The organism is Sphingopyxis terrae subsp. terrae NBRC 15098, assembly GCF_001610975.1.
Taxonomy (GTDB): Bacteria; Pseudomonadota; Alphaproteobacteria; order Sphingomonadales; family Sphingomonadaceae; genus Sphingopyxis; species Sphingopyxis terrae_A.
In genome coordinates this window covers 2,035,756-2,050,396 of sequence record NZ_CP013342.1, presented here as the reverse complement: position 1 = coordinate 2,050,396, position 14,641 = coordinate 2,035,756, and the positions used below count along the sequence as shown (strand labels likewise).

The following is a 14,641-nucleotide window of genomic DNA, read 5'->3' as shown; positions in this document are numbered from 1 at the left end:
TTTAGGGCATTTGCAGCGAATATCCAGCCGGAAGCCGCCCGGCGCGCAAATCGTCGGCCAGCGCGCGCCCGTCCGCGCCCGCAGCGCGCAGCGCGGCAAGCGCCGCCGCGCCGTCGCGCTTGGCGAGCCGCTTGCCGTCGGCGCCGCAGACAAGCGCATGGTGGCGGTAGACCGGGGGCCGAAAACCGAGCAGCGCCTGAAGCAGCCGGTGGACGTCGGTCGAGGCGATCAGATCTGCGCCGCGAACCACCAACGTCACCCCCATCGCAGCGTCGTCGATCGTGCTCGCGAGATGATAGCTGGCAGGGGCATCCTTGCGCGCGAGAACGACGTCGCCATGCGCGGCGGGATCGGCGGCGCGCGCCCCCTGCCCCTCCTCCTCCCAGACGAGCGGGCCCGCAATCGCGACCGCGCTTGCCATGTCGAGCCGCCAGCAATGCGCCTCCTGCGCCAACCGCCGTTCGCGCTCGGCCGCGCCGAGGTGGCGGCAGGTGCCGGGATAAAGCGGCGCGCCGTCCGGCGGTGCTCCGTGCGGCGCCGCGAGGCTGGCGGCAATATCGGCGCGGGTGCAGAAGCAGGGGTAGACGAACCCGCGTTGGCGAAGATCGGCGAGCGCGGCGGCATAATCGCCCAGATGCTGCGACTGGCGAACCGGCGCACCGTCGAATGTCAGGCCGAGCCATTCGAGATCGGCAAGCGCAGCGCCGACAAACGCCTCGCGCGAACGGCTGCCGTCGATGTCGTCGATGCGGAGGTGGAACCCGCCGCCCGCGGCGCGCGCGGCATCATGCGCGAGGATCGCGCTGAACGCGTGGCCAAGGTGCAGTTCGCCGGTCGGGCTGGGGGCGAAGCGGGTCAGCATGGCTCAGCGACCGAATCCATATGCTGTGGGGCTCTCAATCCAACCATTCCATATATTGCGACACATCCCCCCTTGACGCCAGATTCTGATGCGTCATGTAATGATGGTGTCACGCGAGGAAGGCAGTGGCGCGCCATCCCGAGCAGCATAGGGGGCAGCGTTACCAAGCCATGTTCCATCCCGATCTTGCCCGGCATCCCGATAATTGTCCGGCTCTCGTCCTCAATGCAGATTATACGCCGCTGAGTTATTACCCGCTGAGCCTGTGGCCGTGGCAGACCGCGGTCAAGGCGGTATTCCTCGACCGCGTCACGATCGTGGAGAATTACGAGCGCGAAATCCATTCGCCGACGCGGACAATGCCGATCCCCAGCGTCATCGCGCTGCGCCAATATGTGAAGCCGTCGCAATATCCCGCCTTCACGCGCTTCAACCTGTTCCTGCGCGATCGCTTCGCCTGCCAATATTGCGGGTCAGGCAAGGACCTGACCTTCGATCATGTCGTGCCGCGGCGGCTGGGCGGACGGACGAGCTGGGAAAATGTCACCACCGCCTGCGCGCCGTGCAATCTGCGCAAGGGCGGGCGGACGCCGGCGCAGGCGCATATGCCGCTGCACCAGAAGCCGTGGCGTCCGACGAGCTGGCAGCTTCAGGACAATGGCCGCGCCTTTCCGCCGGGCTATCTGCACGAAAGCTGGATCGACTGGCTTTACTGGGATGTCGAACTGGAGGGCTGACAGGCCCGGTTCAGCCGGAGGATGCCAGGCGATTGCCAGATATTTGGTCAACAGGAGTATCGCCATGAACCACGCCATCGCCTCGCTCGCCATCGGCCTCGCCGCCCTGCCCCTTGCCGCCTGCGCAAGCTTCGCGCCCGCCGAGCAGCCCGTGTCGGTGACCGGCGCGATAACCTATCGCGAACGCATGGCACTGCCGCCGACGGCGCAGGTCGAGGTGACGCTGGCCGACGTCAGCCTGATGGATGCGCCCGCGTCGGTGATCGCACGCCAGAGCTTCACCGCCGACGGCCGGCAGGTGCCCTTCGCCTTTTCGCTGACTGTCGACCAGCGCCGTCTCGACCCGCGCCACAGCTACGCCGTGGCGGCGCGGATCACCGATGCGTCGGGCAAGCTGATGTTCATCACCGACACGCGCAACAGCGTGACCTTCGACGGTGCGCCGCGGATCGACCTGGGCACGCTGGTGATGGTGAAGACGCGCTGACCTCAGCCGTCACAGTTTAGGTCTGTGCGCACGCCCATCTCGTGCAGCATCTTTTCGACTCTCGGAAAGTCGAACTGCCATTCGTCATAGGAATCGGTCCGGCGAAGCGCGGGAGTCATGCCGACACCTTGGCAGCAGTAGCAGACCTGAATCTCGCCGAGCTGATGCCCCGATCCGTCATAATATCGAAAGAAGTGATGCGGAATAAAGCAAGCCGCATGGACCCGCTCAGCCCATTCCTTCTTTGTCAGACGGTAAAGAAATACCGATCCGTCGAGAATATCCCGCTGCGCCTTTGTCAGGCGAATGCCTTCGGGTCGCGACGTCCATTTCCCCATCTTTTCTTGATCGTCATAAGATAGATCTTCAACGAACAGGCGGACCTCGGCGGCTTGCGGCCACGGCCTGACCGGCGTGGCTCCGGCCGAAGGCCTGGAGGGCGGCGACATGATATATTCGTCGCCCGACACCTCCGATCCCATGGCCAGCGACAAAACGACGCCCACGGAAAGGAGCAGTGCTGTGCCGACGGCAATCATGGCGCTTCGTTGCTTCATATTGCCTCCCTCAGCCCAAGCCATTTCAATAGCTTTAACAGACACGTAATAAAGGCATAGCTATGCGCCGCTTGACCCGGCGCCTGTTGCGGTGCAGCAAGCTGCGTCCATGGGCCCACCAATCCAGATCTCGCAAAATCCCGACATCCGCTATCTCGGGCGAATCCTCGGCGACGTCATTCGCGCCTATGGCGGCGAGAAGCTGTTCCGGCAGACCGAATATATCCGGTCGTCGAGCGTCGACCGGCATCGCGGCATCGCGGGCGCCGAGACGATCGATCCGGGGCTGGAGGCGCTGAGCCTCGACGATACCATCGCCTTCGTGCGCGGCTTCATGCTGTTTTCGATGCTCGCCAATCTGGCCGAAGACCGGCAGGGCGTCGCCGCCGAGCCCGAGGCGACGGTGGCGGCAGCGCTTGCCCGGCTGAAACAGGACGGTATCGATGGCGATGCGGTCGCGGCGCTGCTCGGCGCCGCGCTGGTCGCGCCGGTGCTCACCGCGCACCCGACCGAGGTGCGCCGCAAGTCGATGCTCGACCACAAGAACCGCATCGCCGAGCTGATGCGGCTGCGCGATGCCGGCGTCGAGGAAACCGCCGAGGGCGATGTCGTCGAGGAAGCGATCCGCCGCCAGATCGTGCTGCTGTGGCAGACGCGGCCGCTGCGCACCGAAAAATTGTTCGTTGCCGACGAGATCGACAATGCGCTGACCTATTTGCGCGACGTGTTCGTGCCCGTGATCCCCAAGCTTTATGCGCGCTGGGAACAGGAACTTGGCGCGCGCCCGGCAAGCTTCCTGCGCGTCGGGAGCTGGATCGGCGGCGACCGCGACGGCAATCCTTTCGTCACCGCCGAGACGCTGCATATGGCAACGAGCCGCAACGCCGCCGCGGTGCTCGGCCATTATATCGACGCGGTGCATGCGCTCGGCGCCGAACTGTCGGTGTCGTCTTCGCTCGCGACAGTCTCCGAAGCGGTCGAGGCACTGGCCGCGGCGAGCGGCGATACCGCGCCGAGCCGCAGCGACGAGCCCTATCGCCGCGCACTGTCGGGCATCTATGCCAGGTTGTGCGCAACCTATGCCGGCATCGTCGGGCGCGCGCCGCCGCGGCCGTCGGCACTGGCCGGCGACGCCTATGCCGCTCCCGCCGATTTTCGCCGCGACCTCGTCACCATCGCCGCCGGCCTGTCGGCGAGCGGCGAGGGCCAGCTTGGCGGCATCGGCGCGCTCGGCCGGTTGATCCGCGCGGTCGAGGTCTTCGGTTTCCACCTTGCGACGCTCGACATGCGGCAGAACAGCGCGGTGCACGAACGCGTGCTCGCCGAGCTGCTCGCGGTCGCGGGCGTCGAAGGCGATTATCTCAGCTTGGGCGAAGAGGCGCGCGTCGAGCTGCTGCGCCGCGAACTGGCGACCAACCGCCCGCTTGCCGCGCCGTGGCACAAATGGAGCGAAGAAACCGCCGGCGAACTCGCGATCGTCCACGCCGCCGCCGCGATCCGCGCCAGGCTGGGCGTCGAGGCGATCGTCCAGTGGATCATCAGCAAGGCCGAAAGCCTGTCCGACCTGCTCGAAGTCCATGTCCTCGCCCGCGAAGCCGGATTGTGGTCGGCCGAGGCGCAGGACAATCTGATGGTCGTGCCGCTGTTCGAAACCATCGCCGACCTCGACGAGGCGCCGGGGATCATGGCCGCCTATTTCGCGCTGCCCGAGATTGCGCCGCATGTCGTCGCGCGCGGACATCAGGAAGTGATGATCGGCTATTCGGATTCGAACAAGGATGGCGGCTATCTGACCTCAACATGGGGGCTCTACCAGGCATCGGAAGCGTTGACCCCGGTGTTCGAGGCCGCCGATACCGCGATGCAGCTGTTCCACGGTCGCGGCGGTGCGGTCGGGCGCGGCGGCGGCAGCGCTTTCGCTGCGATCCGCGCGCAGCCCGCGGGGACGGTGCAGGGCCGCATCCGCATCACCGAACAGGGTGAAGTGATCGCGGCCAAATATGGCACCGCCGACAGCGCCGCGACCAATCTGGAGGCGATGGTATCGGCAAGCCTGCTCGCCAGCCTCGAGCCCGAGGCGATGAGCGCGGACGACGCCGGGCGCTTTGCGGGTGCTATGACCGCGCTGTCGAACGACGCCTTCGCCGCCTATCGCGGCCTCGTTTACGACACGCCCGCCTTCAAGGACTTCTTCCGTGCAATGACGCCGATCGCCGAGATCGCGACGCTGAAGATCGGATCGCGGCCGTCGAGCCGCACCAAATCGACCGCGATCGAGGACCTGCGCGCGATCCCCTGGGTGTTCAGCTGGGCGCAGGCGCGCACCATGCTGCCCGGCTGGTACGGCACCGGCGAGGCCTTTGCGGCGTTCGCGGACCAGGCGCTGCTCGCCGATATGGCGCAAAGCTGGCCCTTCTTCGGCGCGCTGCTCGGAAATATGGAAATGGTACTGGCAAAATCGGACATCGGCATCGCCGCGCGCTATGCCGAACTGGCCGGGGATGTGGGCGGGCATGCGGCGATTTTTTCGCGCATCCGCGACGGCTGGCACCGCGCCCACGACGGGCTTTTGACAATCACCGGCCAGTCGCGGCTGCTCGAGAATAATCCAGCGCTCGAGGCATCGATCCGCCTGCGCCTGCCCTATATCGAGCCGCTCAACCTGCTGCAGATCGAATTGATGAAGCGCCATCGCGCGGGCGAAACCGACCCCCGCATCGCCGAGGGCATCCAGTTGACCATCAACGCGATCGCAACCGCGCTGCGCAACAGCGGGTAGACCCGAACACCGTCATGGCGAGGAGCAAGGCGAAGCAATCGCTTCGCGCCTCGCCATGACGAGGGGTCAATTCTTGACGATCCGCACCTCGCCCTTGCTCGTCTCGCCCGCGGGTTCGAAGCTGATCGTGAAATCGGCGCCGTCCTTGTCGGTTCCGCGCAGCGTGTCGCCGGCGCGCTGGACCTGGATATTCTTCTTCGCAAATTCGCCGGCCATCCAGTCGGCTGCCTTGGCGGGCGCCGCCGGCGAGGTGAAGCCGAGGCGCACCCTCGCCTTGTCGGCGCCGCCCTTGTCACTCGCATTGACGTCGATGCTTGCGATCTTGCTGCCCGGATAGAGCTTCACCCCGTCGATATCGAAATCGCTATCGACGTCGATATTGGCGAAATCGGGGAGCTTGAAGCTCATCGAGCCGTGGTCGCCATCGATGCTGACCTTGCCGCCGTCCTTGCCGGCGGTGATCCGGACATTGCCGCCGTCGCCATCGGCATTCACCGTGATCTCGGCCTTATCGCTCTTGTCTTCGGCGTGGCCGCAGGCGCCGAGCAACAGCATCGGGGGAATCAGGAAGGCGAAACGCATGGACTGTCTCCTTGGTGCATTATCTGAATAATACACCTGCGCGCGCGGCGAGTCAATTTCCTGTCGGCTCGCCATAACGCGGTTACGGTTCGACAGGGATGCCCCCCGGATCAAGTCCGGGGTGGCCAACAAGAAGCGGCCTAAGCGTCGATGCTGGTCTTGAGGTCGCCATGGACGAGACCGCCGTCGACCGCGATCGTTTCGCCGACGACATAATCGCCCGCCTTCGATGCGAGAAAGATCGCTGCGCCGGCCATATCCTCGGGCACGCCGATGCGCTTGGTCGGGATGCTCTTGGCAACTGCGTCGCCATGGTCGCGCGCCGCCTTGTTCATGTCCGACTGGAAGGCGCCGGGTGCGATCGCGGTGACGATGATATTGTCCTGCACCAGCCGCGCCGCCATGCGCTTGGTCAGATAGAGGATCGCCGCCTTCGACGCATGATAGCTGTAGGTTTCCCATGGGTTGAGGCGCATGCCGTCGATCGATCCGATGTTGATGACCTTTGCCGGCTGTGCGGGCGTGCCCGCCGCCTTCAGCAGATTGTGCAACGCCTGGGTCAGGAAGAAGGGCGATTTGACGTTAATGTCCATCACCTTGTCCCAGCCGGCTTCGGGGAAATTCTCGAAGGGTTCGCCCCAGGCGGCGCCCGCATTGTTGACGAGGATGTCGAGCTTTTCCTCGCGTGCTTCGAGTTCCTTGGCGAGCGCGCGGCAGCCTTCGACGGTCGAAAGATCGACGGGAAGGCCGATGACCTTGCCCGGATAGCGCGTTTCGAAATCGGCGACGGCTTCCTCGATCTGCGCCGTTTTGCGCGCTGAGATATAGACGCGCGCGCATCCCGCGGCGAGATAGCCTTCGACGATCATCTTGCCGATGCCGCGCGAACCGCCGGTGACGAGCGCGATGCGGCCGTTGAGGCCGAACATATCATTGAGGTTCATTGTTTTTCTCCGATCACTCCCCTCCCGCAGGCGGCAGGGGGTTTGAGTCGTTTCAGTATCCGTTCATCCGGGCGACCTGGTCGATATGGTAATGCACATCGCCCATGAATTCGGCGAGCGCGCGGTCGCGTTTCATGTAGAGGCCGATGTCATATTCGTCGGTCATGCCGATGCCGCCGTGCATCTGAACGCCTTCGCGCACCGCAAGGTTGGCGGCGCGGCCCGCCTTGGCCTTGGCGACCGAGACCATCAGCTTCGCGCCTTCGCTGCCTTCGTCGAGGAGCTGCTGCGCCTTCATCACCGTGGCGCGCGCGACTTCCATCTCGCCATAGAGATGCGCGGCGCGGTGCTGGAGCGCCTGAAACTCGCCGATTAGCTTGCCGAACTGCTTGCGTTCCTTGAGGTAATTGACGGTCATGTCCATCGCGCCCTGCCCGACGCCAACCATTTCGGCGGCAGCGCCGGTGCGGGTGGCGGCCAGCAGCGCGTCGAGGATGTGGCCGCCGGCATCGACTTCGCCGATCACCGCGTCGGCATCGACCTCGACGCCGTCGAGGGTGACATGGCTTGCAAGCGAGGAGTCGACGAGGCGGCGCGGATCGGCGGTCAGCCCCTTTGCATCCTTCGGCACCGCGAACAGGGTGATACCGCCGTCGGTTTTCGCCGCGACGATGCTCATGTCGGCGATATGGCCGTGGAGGACGAAGCTTTTCTTGCCGTCCAATCGAAAGCCGTTGCCGGCGCGTGTCGCGGCGGTCGCGATGCGGTCGGGGCGGTGCTTGGCACCCTCGTCGATCGCGAGTGCGACGATCGCCTCGCCGCTGGCGATGGCGGGAAGCCAGCGGCCCGCCTGCGTTCCGCCCGCCTTCGCCAGCGCGGCGACCGCGCCGACGCTGGTCGCGAGGAAGGGCGACGGCGTCAGGTTGCGGCCGATTTCCTCGAGCACGATGCCCGCTTCCATATGCCCCATGCCGAGCCCGCCATGCGCCTCCGGCACCAGCATGCCGGGCAGGCCCATTTCGGTGAACTGCGCCCACAGGTCGCGCGAGAAGCCGGTGGCGTCGGCCTCGTCGCGCAGCTTGCGGAGGTGCGAGACGGGGGCCTGTTCGGCCACAAAGGGCGCGACGCTGTCCTTGAGCATCGCCTGATCGTCATTGTGATACAAGGGCATGGGTCAGGCTCCGGGCAAATCGAGGATACGCTTGGCGATGACGTTGAGCATCACTTCGCTCGTGCCGCCTTCGATCGAATTGGCCTTGGTGCGCAGCCACGCGCGCGGGCGGGCGCCACCCTTTGTTTCGGGACTGTCCCATTCGAGCGCTTCGCTGCCACCGCCCGACATGACGAGTTCGTGGCGGCGCTTGTTGAGCTCGGTCCCGACATATTTCATCATGTTCGACGAGGCGGGGTGCGCGCGGCCGGTCTTCCACATGTCCATGAAGCGTTCGCCCATCGCGCGATAGGCAAAGACATCGACGTCGAACGCCGCCATTTCGGCGCGCAGGATCGGATCGTCGAGTTCGCCATGGCCGTTCTTGCCGATCGCCTTGGCAAAGGCGCCGCCGATGCTGACCATGTCGCCGCCCGCACCGCCGCCCGAAATCATCTCGCGTTCGTGGCCGAGGAGATATTTGGCGACGTCCCAGCCCCGGTTGATCTCGCCGACGAACTGCGTCTTGGGCACTTCGACATCGTCGAAGAAGGTTTCGCAGAAGGGCGAATTGCCCGAAATCAGCAGGATCGGCTTGGTCGTGACGCCCTTGCTCTCCATGTCGAAGAGCATGAAGGTGATGCCCTGATATTTGTTCGCCTTGTCGGTGCGGACGAGGCAGAAGATCCAGTCGGCCTTGTCGGCATAGCTGGTCCAGATCTTCGATCCGTTGACGACCCAGTGATCGCCCTTGTCCTCGCCGAAGGTCTGCAGGGAGACGAGGTCGCTGCCCGAGCCGGGTTCCGAATAGCCCTGGCACCAGCGGATTTCGCCGCGCGCGATCTGGTTCAGATAATGGACCTTCTGCTCTTCGGTACCGAATTTGAGCAGCGCGGGGCCGAGCATCCAGATGCCGAAGCTGTCGAGCGGCGAGCGCGCGTTGATCCGCTTCATTTCCTGTTTCAGGATCTTGGTCTGTTCGGGGGTCAGCCCGGCGCCGCCATATTCCTTCGGCCAATCGGGAACGGTGTAGCCCTTTGCGGCGCAGGCTTCGAGCCATTGTTTCTGGGCGTCATTCTTGAAAACCCATTTGCGGCCGCCCCAGCACACATCGCCTTCGTCGCGGACGGGTTCGCGCATTTCGGGGGGGCAATTGGCTTCCAGCCAGGCGCGCACTTCGGCGCGGAAAGCGTCCTGATCGCTCATCTTTCGGGCTCCTCTTCTGGCGCGCAAACTAAGGGGAGTCGCCCGGTTTACGCAAGCGTCAACTTGGCCGTGCCGCGCTGCCGTTACGGCGCCGTAGCGTCCGATTGCGGGCCGTTGACGCGCCCTCCCATGCGCCTAAGCTAAGTGGCAAAAGAAAACGGGAGAGCAGGAAATGCGATTCGCAGGCAAGGTCGCCGTCGTCACCGGCGCAGCATCGGGTATTGGCAAGGCGGCCGTTCTGAAACTCGCGGGCGAAGGCGCCCATGTTTTCGCAGCCGACATCGACGAGGCGGGCGGTCAGGCTCTTGCCGCGGCGTCGAACGGCCGGATCGAATTCATCCGGTGCGACGTCACCGTCGCGTCGGACATCGAAGCGCTGATGAACGAAGCCGCGAAGCGCGGCGGCGGCATCGACATCGTGTTCAACAATGCTGCCGCAGGCGGCGACCGCGCCCCGATCGACGAAATCACGCCCGACGGATGGGACTGGACGATGAACCTCGTCCTCAAATCGGTCGCGATGGGCATCCGCTATGCTGCGCCTCACATGAAGGGCCGCAAAGGCGCCGCGATCGTCAACACTGCGAGCGTCGCGGCGCTCGGCGCTGGCTATTCGCCGACCGCCTATGCCGTCGCCAAGGCGGGCGTGCTGCATCTGACCAAGGTCGCGGCGACCGATCTTGCCCAATATGGCATCCGCGTGAACGCGATCTGCCCCGGCTTCATCAACACCAATATCTTCACCACCTCGCTCGAGGTGCCCGACGAAAGCAAGGATGCGGCCAAGGCGGTGATCGCCGAAATGAGTGCGCATGCGCAGCCGGTCGCGCGCGGCGGACAACCCGACGACATCGCCAATGCCGTCGCCTATCTGGCGAGCGAGGAGGCGAGCTTCATGACCGGCACGCATATGCTGGTCGACGGCGGTCTGACGATCGGCCAGCGCCACGCCTGGGATCCCGAAGCGCCCGGCCTGTTCGACGCCCTGATAGCCATGGAGGATGCGGCCAAGGCCGGAGCCGCGGCGTGACCGCCGAGACCCCGGCGCAGGCGCGCCTGCCGCTCGGGCTCAAATTATTCCACGGCCTCGGCAGCGTTGCCTATGGGGTCAAGGACAACGGCTTTTCGACCTTCCTCCTGATCTTTTACAGCCAGGTGGTCGGGCTCGATGCGAGCCTTGTTTCGCTGGCGCTGATGTTCGCGCTGCTCGCCGATGCCTTCGTCGATCCGCTGATCGGCTATTTTTCGGACCGCACCTATACGCGCTGGGGCCGCCGCCATCCGTGGCTCTATCTCGCGCCGCTGCCGCTCGGGCTCGCATGGATGCTGCTGTGGTCGCCGCCCGACGACCATACGCACATCTTTGCCTATCTGGTGGTCGTCGCGGTGTTGGTGCGCACGCTGGTATCGTGCTGCGAAGTGCCGTCGCAATCGCTCGTCGCCGAACTGACAAGCGATTATGACGAGCGCACCGCGCTGGTCCGCTTCCGCTTCCTCTTCGCCTGGGGCGGCGGGCTGCTCGTCTTCTTCCTCGCCAACACCGTCTTCCTGCGGCCCGACGCGACGCACAAGTTCGGGCAGCTCAATCCTGCGGGCTACTGGCTCTACGGCCTGTGCGGGGCGATCATCATGGCGGTGACGGTTTTCATCTCGGCGCTCGGCCAGCATCGGCGCATAGCGCATCTGCCCGCGACGAAGCCCGAACCCGGAACGCCCCGGCGCGCCTTTGCCGAGATTTGGGAATCGCTGCGCCACCCGGCGGCGCTGATCCTGCTCGGCGCCTCGCTGATCGCGATTTCGAGCACGCAGATGACCTTCACCATCTCGAACTTCCTTTATCTTTATGTCTGGCGCTTTTCCGATGGCGCCTTCGCGGCGCTGCCATGGCTGCTGATGGTCAGCGTCCTGCTGTCCTTCGTGTTTGTGCAGCCACTCCACCACCGGTTCGGCAAGAAGCGCGTCGCGGTGATCTGCGGGATCATCAGCACGACGTTCTGGGTGGCGCCGTTCGGCCTGTTCCTTTCGGGCCATTGGCCGGGAACCGGCTCCGCCTTTTCGAGCAATCTGCTGATGGGCTTCATCCTCGTTTCCAACGTCAACGCGGTGATGGTGATGATCTCCGCACAGTCGATGCTCGCCGACGTCGTCGAAGCCTCGCAGGTCGAAACCGGACGCCGCACCGAAGGCGTGTTCGCCGCCGGCTGGATGTTCGTCCAGAAATGCGCCACCGCCGTAGGGATCGGCCTCACCGGCCTGCTGATCAGCCTGTCGGGCCTGCCGGCGAAAGCCGTTCCCGGCGAGGTTGCACCGCAAGTGGTCGACCGGCTGGTCGTCAGCTACAGCCTGATCGTGATCGTCGCGACAATCCTGTCGACGTGGATCTTCGCGCGCTTCCCGATCAACCGCGCCGACCACGAAGCCCGCGTCGCCGCGCTGTCCGCATCCGAAACGATCGCGCTGCAATGAGCGCCAATATTCTCCCGGGCGCGCTGCCGACGCGCATCAAGGTGGCGCATGGCGTGGGTGCCGTAACGCTCGGAATCAAGGAGTCGGGGCTCACTACCTTCTTCATGATCTATTACAACCAGGTGCTCGGTTTCGATCCGCGCGTCGTGTCGCTCGTGTTGATCGGCGCGATGCTGGTCGATGCGATCGTCGATCCGATGATCGGCCGGCTGTCGGATGCGACGCGAACCCGGCTTGGGCGGAGGCTGCCCTGGCTTTACGGCGCCGCTCTGCCGATGGCAATCGTGTGGACGCTGCTGTGGGTGTCGCCCGATATCGCAAAACATTCGACGTTGGGCCTGTTCCTCAATGTCGTGGCCGTGCGGATATTGGTGTCGGCGTGCGAAATTCCGTCGATCTCGCTCGTCGCCGAACTGACGCGCGATTATGACGAGCGCACCGCGCTGATGCGCTATCGCTTTCTGTTCGGCTGGCTCGGCGGCCTCCTTGCCGTGGCGCTTGCCTATAATGTCTTTCTGGTCTCCGACGATCCCGCGCGCAGCGGCTTGCTCGAGACATCCGGCTATACCGCCTACGGTCTGTTCGGCGCCGCCATGATCTTGCTGACGACGCTGGCGTCGGCATTCGGTCAGCAACGCCGCATCCTGTCGCTGCCGCCTCCGCCGCGCAGGCCGCACGGCCATTCGATGCTCGCTGACATCCTGCTTGCCTTTCGCAACCCGGCGTTTCTTGCGCTGGCGTCCGGCGCGCTGTTCGTCACGGGCGCCTATGCGACGACGATCGCGTCGACCAATTATATGATGCTCTATGTCTGGCAACTCAGCGATGCACAGCTGCGTTTCTATCCTGTCGGGCTCGCCGTCGCGGTCTTCGGCGCTTTCGCGGCGGTCGGCCATGCGCACCGCCGCTTTGGCAAGCGCGACAGCGCGATCGGTGCCGCGCTCGCGAGTGGCGTGATCGCTTTCCTGCCCTATGCCGCACGCAATCTGGGCTGGTGGCCCGATCTGGGCGGATGGCCTTCGGTGATGCTTTTGCTGTCGTTGCAGACCCTGTCGCTGTTCGGGTTGGTGGTGGCAACCATTTCCACCTCGTCGATGGTTGCCGAAATCGTCGAAGCGCATGAGGTCGATCATGGCACGCGGATCGAGGGCGTCTTCTTCGCCGGCTATCTGATGGTCCAGAAATTCGGGCAGGCGCTCGGCATCTTTCTCGTCGGCCAGCTTGTCGCCTTTGCGGGGTTGAGCGATCAAGTGCGGCCCGAGGACTGGCCAGCCAGCACTGCCGCGGCAATGGCGTGGACTTTCGCCGGATTGATGATTTTGATTTCGGTCATGGCGGCCATTGGCCTGCGGCGGTATCCGATCGACCGGGCCAGCCACGAGGCACGGCTCGCCGCCCTCGCCTCGACGGGCGGCGCGGCGGCCGATAGCCAGGGGCCGCGGCCGTAACGGAAGATTGCGCGGGCAGCGATGCCGGGGCAATTTTCTGCGCCGCGGGTCTTGGCAAAGGGGGGCGAATCGGTCCAAAGGCTTACGTGAACGTAAAGGGAAAGGATGCAGCGATGGATTTCGACTTCACCGACCGGCAGGTGCACTGGCGCGACCGGGTGCGCGAGTTCATCGACCGCAAGATCCGCCCCGCCGTTGCGACCTACAAACAGCAGGATGCGAGCGGCGATCGCTGGAAAGTCATCCAGGTCGTCGAGGATCTGAAGGCCGAGGCGAAGGCCGCCGGCATCTGGAACCTGTTCATGCCGCCGCGCAGCAGCGCGCACCATCATGTCGACGAGACGTTCGAATTCGAAGGTCCGGGGCTCACCAACCTCGAATATGCACTGTGCGCCGAGGAAATGGGCCGCGTCGGCTTTGCGAGCGAGGTGTTCAACTGCTCGGCGCCCGACACGGGCAATATGGAAGTCTTCCATCGCTATGGCACCCGCGCGCAGAAGGACAGATGGCTCGCCCCGCTGATGAATGGCGAGATTCGATCGGCCTTTCTGATGACCGAACCCGCGGTCGCCTCGTCCGATGCGACGAACATCGAAACGCGGATCGAACGCGACGGCGACGACTATGTCATCAACGGCGTCAAATGGTGGTCGTCGGGCGCGGGCGATCCGCGCTGCAAGGTCGCGATCGTCATGGGCAAGACCGATTTCGGCGCCAAGCGCCACGCGCAGCAGTCGATGCTGGCGGTCCCGATGGACGCGCCGGGCATCAATATCCTGCGCCACCTGCCCGTCTTCGGCTATGACGATGCACCGCACGGTCATATGGAAATCGAGCTCAAGGACGTTCGCGTCAAGGCCGAGGACGCGATGCTGCTCGGCGAAGGCCGCGGCTTCGAGATTGCGCAGGGCCGCCTCGGGCCGGGGCGTATCCACCATTGCATGCGCACGATCGGCGTCGCCGAAGAAGCGCTCGAACGGATGTGCAAGCGGCTCCAGTCGCGCGTCGCCTTCGGCAAGACCGTGGCCGAGCACAGCATCTGGGAACAGCGCATCGCCCGCGCGCGCATCGACATCGAAATGACGCGCCTCCTGTGCCTGAAGGCCGCCGACATGATGGACAAGGTCGGCAACAAGTCGGCCGCGGCCGAGATCGCGATGATCAAGGTGCAGGCGCCGAACATGGCGCTGCAGATCATCGACGATGCGATTCAGGCGCATGGCGGCGGCGGCGTCAGCGAGGATTTCGGCCTCGCCAAAATGTATGCCGGCCAGCGCACGCTGCGCATCGCCGACGGTCCCGACGAAGTCCACGCCCGCGCCATCGCGCGCATCGAGCTGGCGAAACATTCGCCCGCCGCGCAGGACGATCGTTTCTCGTCGGGCGACATCGGCGTTACGCGTTAAATCGTCCCACGTCCGTT

General features: G+C 64.9%; 13 protein-coding genes. 7 read left to right on the top strand and 6 right to left on the bottom strand.

Going from position 1 to position 14,641, the window contains the following annotated elements; translation table 11 throughout:
- Position 1: 1 nt before the first annotated feature.
- Complete coding sequence (gluQRS, locus tag AOA14_RS09900; protein ID WP_062901667.1) at positions 2 to 862, bottom strand: tRNA glutamyl-Q(34) synthetase GluQRS; 861 nt, start codon at positions 860 to 862, stop codon at positions 2 to 4.
- Between the two features lie 170 nt (positions 863 to 1,032).
- Here gluQRS and AOA14_RS09895 point away from each other — a divergent pair, with 170 nt between their 5' ends.
- A complete protein-coding gene (locus AOA14_RS09895; protein WP_003041310.1) occupies positions 1,033 to 1,599 on the top strand; it encodes an HNH endonuclease in 567 nt (188 codons plus the stop codon).
- Positions 1,600 to 1,663: 64 nt separating this feature from the next.
- Positions 1,664 to 2,086 (top strand): YbaY family lipoprotein, encoded by a 423-nt coding sequence (locus tag AOA14_RS09890; RefSeq protein ID WP_082819889.1) that lies wholly within the window; start codon positions 1,664 to 1,666, stop codon positions 2,084 to 2,086.
- Positions 2,087 to 2,088: 2 nt separating this feature from the next.
- Here AOA14_RS09890 and AOA14_RS09885 read toward each other — a convergent pair whose 3' ends face one another.
- Positions 2,089 to 2,643 (bottom strand): hypothetical protein, encoded by a 555-nt coding sequence (locus AOA14_RS09885; RefSeq protein WP_062901666.1) that lies wholly within the window; start codon positions 2,641 to 2,643, stop codon positions 2,089 to 2,091.
- 109 nt (positions 2,644 to 2,752) lie between these two features.
- Between AOA14_RS09885 and ppc the strand changes: the two genes are divergently transcribed.
- Positions 2,753 to 5,422: a phosphoenolpyruvate carboxylase gene (gene ppc / locus AOA14_RS09880; RefSeq protein ID WP_062901665.1), complete on the top strand. Its 2,670-nt coding sequence runs from the start codon at positions 2,753 to 2,755 to the stop codon at positions 5,420 to 5,422.
- 66 nt (positions 5,423 to 5,488) lie between these two features.
- Here the strand turns inward: ppc and AOA14_RS09875 are convergent, their stop codons facing one another.
- The 4 genes from AOA14_RS09875 to AOA14_RS09860 form a co-directional block, all read right to left on the bottom strand.
- Positions 5,489 to 6,004, bottom strand: coding sequence for a hypothetical protein (locus AOA14_RS09875; protein ID WP_062901664.1), 516 nt, complete (start codon positions 6,002 to 6,004; stop codon positions 5,489 to 5,491).
- A gap of 140 nt (positions 6,005 to 6,144) precedes the next feature.
- A complete protein-coding gene (locus AOA14_RS09870; RefSeq protein ID WP_062901663.1) occupies positions 6,145 to 6,948 on the bottom strand; it encodes an SDR family oxidoreductase in 804 nt (267 codons plus the stop codon).
- A gap of 52 nt (positions 6,949 to 7,000) precedes the next feature.
- Positions 7,001 to 8,119 (bottom strand): acyl-CoA dehydrogenase family protein, encoded by a 1,119-nt coding sequence (locus tag AOA14_RS09865; protein ID WP_062901662.1) that lies wholly within the window; start codon positions 8,117 to 8,119, stop codon positions 7,001 to 7,003.
- A 3-nt stretch (positions 8,120 to 8,122) separates the two neighbouring features.
- Positions 8,123 to 9,304 (bottom strand): acyl-CoA dehydrogenase family protein, encoded by a 1,182-nt coding sequence (locus tag AOA14_RS09860; RefSeq protein ID WP_062901661.1) that lies wholly within the window; start codon positions 9,302 to 9,304, stop codon positions 8,123 to 8,125.
- Between the two features lie 172 nt (positions 9,305 to 9,476).
- Between AOA14_RS09860 and AOA14_RS09855 the strand changes: the two genes are divergently transcribed.
- From AOA14_RS09855 to AOA14_RS09840, 4 genes are all read left to right on the top strand, one after another.
- On the top strand, positions 9,477 to 10,334 hold the full coding sequence (locus AOA14_RS09855) for an SDR family NAD(P)-dependent oxidoreductase (protein WP_062901660.1): 858 nt from the start codon (positions 9,477 to 9,479) through the stop codon (positions 10,332 to 10,334).
- Complete coding sequence (locus AOA14_RS09850) at positions 10,331 to 11,770, top strand: MFS transporter (protein ID WP_062901659.1); 1,440 nt, start codon at positions 10,331 to 10,333, stop codon at positions 11,768 to 11,770. The genes AOA14_RS09855 and AOA14_RS09850 overlap by 4 nt, the downstream gene beginning before the upstream one ends.
- A complete protein-coding gene (locus AOA14_RS09845) occupies positions 11,767 to 13,218 on the top strand; it encodes an MFS transporter (RefSeq protein WP_062901658.1) in 1,452 nt (483 codons plus the stop codon). The genes AOA14_RS09850 and AOA14_RS09845 overlap by 4 nt, the downstream gene beginning before the upstream one ends.
- Positions 13,219 to 13,331: 113 nt before the next feature.
- On the top strand, positions 13,332 to 14,624 hold the full coding sequence (locus AOA14_RS09840) for an acyl-CoA dehydrogenase family protein (protein ID WP_003041345.1): 1,293 nt from the start codon (positions 13,332 to 13,334) through the stop codon (positions 14,622 to 14,624).
- Positions 14,625 to 14,641 lie beyond the last annotated feature (17 nt).

Excerpts from the sequence above, each read along its gene's own strand:
- gluQRS (WP_062901667.1), bottom strand. The coding sequence starts at position 862 with ATGCTGACCCGCTTCGCCCCCAGCCCGACCGGCGAACTGCACCTTGGC.
- AOA14_RS09895 (WP_003041310.1), top strand. The coding sequence starts at position 1,033 with ATGTTCCATCCCGATCTTGCCCGGCATCCCGATAATTGTCCGGCTCTC.
- AOA14_RS09890 (WP_082819889.1), top strand. The coding sequence starts at position 1,664 with ATGAACCACGCCATCGCCTCGCTCGCCATCGGCCTCGCCGCCCTGCCC.
- AOA14_RS09885 (WP_062901666.1), bottom strand. The coding sequence starts at position 2,643 with ATGAAGCAACGAAGCGCCATGATTGCCGTCGGCACAGCACTGCTCCTT.
- ppc (WP_062901665.1), top strand. The coding sequence starts at position 2,753 with ATGGGCCCACCAATCCAGATCTCGCAAAATCCCGACATCCGCTATCTC.
- AOA14_RS09875 (WP_062901664.1), bottom strand. The coding sequence starts at position 6,004 with ATGCGTTTCGCCTTCCTGATTCCCCCGATGCTGTTGCTCGGCGCCTGC.
- AOA14_RS09870 (WP_062901663.1), bottom strand. The coding sequence starts at position 6,948 with ATGAACCTCAATGATATGTTCGGCCTCAACGGCCGCATCGCGCTCGTC.
- AOA14_RS09865 (WP_062901662.1), bottom strand. The coding sequence starts at position 8,119 with ATGCCCTTGTATCACAATGACGATCAGGCGATGCTCAAGGACAGCGTC.
- AOA14_RS09860 (WP_062901661.1), bottom strand. The coding sequence starts at position 9,304 with ATGAGCGATCAGGACGCTTTCCGCGCCGAAGTGCGCGCCTGGCTGGAA.
- AOA14_RS09855 (WP_062901660.1), top strand. The coding sequence starts at position 9,477 with ATGCGATTCGCAGGCAAGGTCGCCGTCGTCACCGGCGCAGCATCGGGT.
- AOA14_RS09845 (WP_062901658.1), top strand. The coding sequence starts at position 11,767 with ATGAGCGCCAATATTCTCCCGGGCGCGCTGCCGACGCGCATCAAGGTG.
- AOA14_RS09840 (WP_003041345.1), top strand. The coding sequence starts at position 13,332 with ATGGATTTCGACTTCACCGACCGGCAGGTGCACTGGCGCGACCGGGTG.